This is a genomic window from Streptomyces sp. MH60 (genome assembly GCF_002939385.1).
GTDB lineage: Bacteria > Actinomycetota > Actinomycetes > Streptomycetales > Streptomycetaceae > Streptomyces.
Genome location: NZ_MULI01000190.1, coordinates 1 through 1039 on the forward strand (window position 1 = coordinate 1; position 1039 = coordinate 1039).

Annotated in this window: 1 pseudogene; it reads left to right on the top strand. The window is 79.5% G+C overall.

What is annotated here, in order from left to right:
- A pseudogene (locus BZZ08_RS38485) lies at window positions 1-1039 on the top strand (helix-turn-helix transcriptional regulator); the annotation flags it as partial.

The following is a 1039-nucleotide window of genomic DNA, read 5'->3' on the forward strand; positions in this document are numbered from 1 at the left end:
CTGGCCACCACCGGCACCGACCCCCGGGTGGCGGCCCGGCTGGCCCAGGCCGCGGCGCTGGCCCGGGACCGCGGGGCGCCGTCGGTGGCGGCCTCGCTGGGGCTGCTCGCCGCCCAGCACACGCCGGCGGACGGCACACCGGGCCCGGACGAGCGCCGGCTGACGGCCGCCGAGGACGCGATCACCGCGGGCGAGCAGGACCTCGCCCGGGACGTCGCCCGCGAGGTGCTGACCCGGGCCACCGCGCCCGGCGAGCGGGTACGGGCCTGGATGGCGGTGATCGAGGCGGCCGGGCAGGCCATCGGCGAGGTCGACGCCGTCTTCCCGCAGGCCCTGGCCGACGCGGGCGACGACCCGCGGCTGCTCGCCCTGGTCCACTACCAGCTGGCCTGGCGCTCCCTGGTGGTGCAGGGCGACTTCGCCCAGGGCCGTCAGGAGGCCGCGCACGCGGCCCGGCTGGCGGCGCGGGCCGGGGACCGGCGCACCGAGCTGCTCGCGCTCGCCTTCCAGGCGCAGTCGGAGACGCTGATGGGCCATCCGGACGCCCCGGCGACCATCCAGCGGGCGCTCCAGGAGCCGCAGGACCCGCGGGTGGCGTGCCACCACAACGGGGCGGGCTCCTCCCGGTTCCGGTGGCTGGTGATGAGCGACCGGCTGGCCGAGGCGCGGACCACCGTCACCGCGCTGCTGCGCGAGGTGCGCCGACGCGGCATGGCCGAAAGCGAGGTCCACTACCTGCGGTTCCTCGCGGAGACCGAACTGCACTCCGGCCACTGCGGCCGGGCCCTGGAACTGTCCCGGGAGAGCCTGACCCTGGCGCGCGACGCGGGCATCGGGGAGGGCGCGGGCGCGATGCAGGCCGCGCTCGCCGAGGCCGCGGGCGGCGATCCCGACCGGGCCCTGGAGCTGGCGCGGGAGGCGGTGCGGCGGGCGGAGGGGGACGGTGACGCCGTGTACCTGCCACGGGCGCTGGCCGCGCTCGGGCACGCCCACCTGGCGGCGGGCGACGCGGCGGCGGCCGGACGGGGGCTGCGCCGGG